This is a genomic window from Roseateles sp., assembly GCF_049240545.1.
Taxonomy (GTDB): Bacteria; Pseudomonadota; Gammaproteobacteria; order Burkholderiales; family Burkholderiaceae_C; genus Paucibacter_A.
The window spans coordinates 1-2,521 of sequence record NZ_JBMLSK010000318.1 but is presented as its reverse complement, the minus strand read 5'-3'; the positions used below and the strand labels follow the sequence as shown (position 1 = coordinate 2,521).

The window sequence follows — 2,521 nt, the reverse complement described above, 5'->3', positions numbered from 1 at the left end:
TGTTGACTGCGCATAAAAACAGAGCCACTAATGCGCTAATTTCGCTCCAAATTTGAGCCACGTTACCCACCTATGCTGCTTATTTTTTAGGCAGAGGTGGTAGGAGTGATTAACGTGGGAACCCTCAGCAAATTAAGACGTATGGTTTTACGTGAGAACGTATCCGTGCGCGAAGCAGCCAGGCGGCTGCGCATCTCCAGAAACACCGCAAAGCGCTGGCTGACTGAGCCAGAAATTGTCGAACCCAGTTACCCCAAGCGCGTGGCTGCCGAGCGGCTGATCGACGCTTATGCCGAGAGTCTGCAACTTTGGATCAAGGCCGACAGCCACCGTGGCAAGCGAGAACGCCGTACCGTTAAGGCCTATTACGAGGCCATCCGCGCCATGGGCTACAGCGGTGGTCCAACCCAGGTCTACCTGTATTGCCGCGCCTTCAAACAGTCTTTGGACAACGCCCCCAGACACGCCGGATTTGTCCCGCTGAGCTTTGAACTCGGCGAAGCCTTCCAGTTTGACTGGAGCTGCGAGTACGTCGTCATTGGTGGCTTGCGCAGGCGCTTGGAAGTAGCCCATACCAAGCTCGCTGCCAGCCGGGCCTATGTCTTGGTGGCCTACTTCACCCAGTCGCACGAAATGCTGTTTGATGCCCACACCCGGGCCTTTACGGTTCTGGGCGGCATCCCCAAGCGCGGCATCTACGACAACATGCGCACCGCCGTAGACAAGGTAGGTAAAGGCAAGGAGCGCAGCGTCAACGCCCGGTTTGAATCCATGACCGGGCACTACCTGTTTGAGGCCGAATTCTGCAACCGGGCCGCTGGCTGGGAGAAAGGCCGGGTGGAGAAGAACGTGCAAGACCGCAGGCGCCACATCTGGCGCGAAGCGGCTGAGAAACGCTGGAATAGCTTAGCCGAACTCAACGCCTGGCTGATCCACGCTTGCCAGGACAGTTGGAGCGAACTCACCCACCCCGACTGGCCGGAGTTGACGGTGGCCGACGTTTTGCAGGATGAACGCACGCGTCTGATGCCTTTACCAAAACCGTTTGACGGCTATGTAGAGCAACCAGCCCGGGTGACGGCCACATCACTGATCCACTTCCAGCGCAACCGCTACAGCGTGCCGTGCGAATGGGTCAATTCGGTCGTCAGCCTGCGCGCCTATCCCGAATTCCTGCGGGTGGTCAGTGTGCATGGCGAGATGGTCGACCTGGTGCGCAGCTTTGAGCGTGACCAAACCTTCTACGACTGGCAACACTACATCAGCCTGATTGAACGCAAACCCGGCGCGCTGCGCAACGGCGCACCGTTCAAGACCATGCCTGAGCCATTGCAGGAACTGCAACGCCAACTGCTGAAGAACACCGGCGGCGATCGGGTGATGGCGCAGGTCCTGAGTGCCGTGCCACTGCATGGGTTGGATGCTGTGCTGGCAGCCATACAGATTGCCTTGCAAGCGGGGAGAGTCAGTGCCGAGCACGTCCTCAATACCTTGGCGCATCTCAGGGACCAGTCCCGTCCCATGGCGGTTGGTGAGGTAGATACCCCACTGACACTGCAAACCCCACCGCTGGCCAACGTGACGCGTTACGACAGTCTGCGAAGCAGTGAGATGGAGGCTGGCCATGTCCAATGACATCGTCACGGCCCTGAAGGGATTGAGTTTGCATGGCATGGCCAGTGCGTGGCCGGAAGTGTTGGGCACGGCGCGCATCAAGACGCTGGACCATGAGACGGTACTGCACCAGCTACTCAAGGCCGAAGCTGCACAGCGTGAGGTGCGTTCCATGGCGTACCAGATGCGAGTGGCCCGTTTCCAGTCACACCGAGACCTGGCGGGGTTTGACTTTGCCCAGGCCGGTGTCGATGAGGGCTTGATTCGGGACCTGCACCAGATGAAGTTTCTGGAGTCGGCGCACAACGTGGTATTCATTGGCGGGCCGGGTACGGGCAAGACGCATTTGGCCACCAGTCTTGGCGTACAAGCCATTCGTAACCATGGCAAACGGGTGCGTTTCTTCTCAACGGTGGAACTGGTCAACGCACTGGAACTAGAGAAAGCCCAGGGTAAGTCAGGGCAGATCGCTTACCGGCTGATGTACGTGGACATGGTGATCCTGGATGAAATGGGTTACCTGCCGTTCACACAGACCGGCGGTGCCTTGCTGTTTCATCTACTGTCCAAGCTGTACGAGCGAACCAGTGTGGTGATCACTACCAATCTGAGCTTCTCGGAGTGGGCTAATGTGTTTGGGGACCCGAAGATGACAACGGCGCTACTGGACCGGCTGACCCATCACTGCCACATTGTGGAGACTGGCAATGAGAGCTGGAGGTTCAAGAATTCCAGTGCACAGGTGCGTCCAGCACGCAAGACAAGTAAACCCAAATCAGTGAAAGGAGAGCATCAAGAACAAGCCAATGACATAGACTTATCCACAACCGAGTAGGTAAATTTATCTTTAACCAGGTGGCTCAATATTGGTCCGAAATGCTGGCTCCGTTTGTATGCGAAATCAACA

Annotated in this window: 2 protein-coding genes; both read left to right on the top strand. The window is 57.2% G+C overall.

Going from position 1 to position 2,521, the window contains the following annotated elements; translation table 11 throughout:
• Nucleotides 1–114: 114 nt before the first annotated feature.
• On the top strand, nucleotides 115–1,635 hold the full coding sequence (gene istA, locus ACOVRJ_RS19740; protein ID WP_422045536.1) for an IS21 family transposase: 1,521 nt from the start codon (nucleotides 115–117) through the stop codon (nucleotides 1,633–1,635).
• On the top strand, nucleotides 1,625–2,449 hold the full coding sequence (istB, locus tag ACOVRJ_RS19735; RefSeq protein ID WP_422045535.1) for an IS21-like element helper ATPase IstB: 825 nt from the start codon (nucleotides 1,625–1,627) through the stop codon (nucleotides 2,447–2,449). Before istA ends, istB begins: the two co-directional genes overlap by 11 nt.
• The last annotated feature ends 72 nt before the right edge of the window (nucleotides 2,450–2,521 follow it).

Coding starts and splice junctions, on each gene's coding strand:
- istB (WP_422045535.1), top strand. CDS start 1,625: ATGTCCAATGACATCGTCACGGCCCTGAAGGGATTGAGTTTGCATGGC.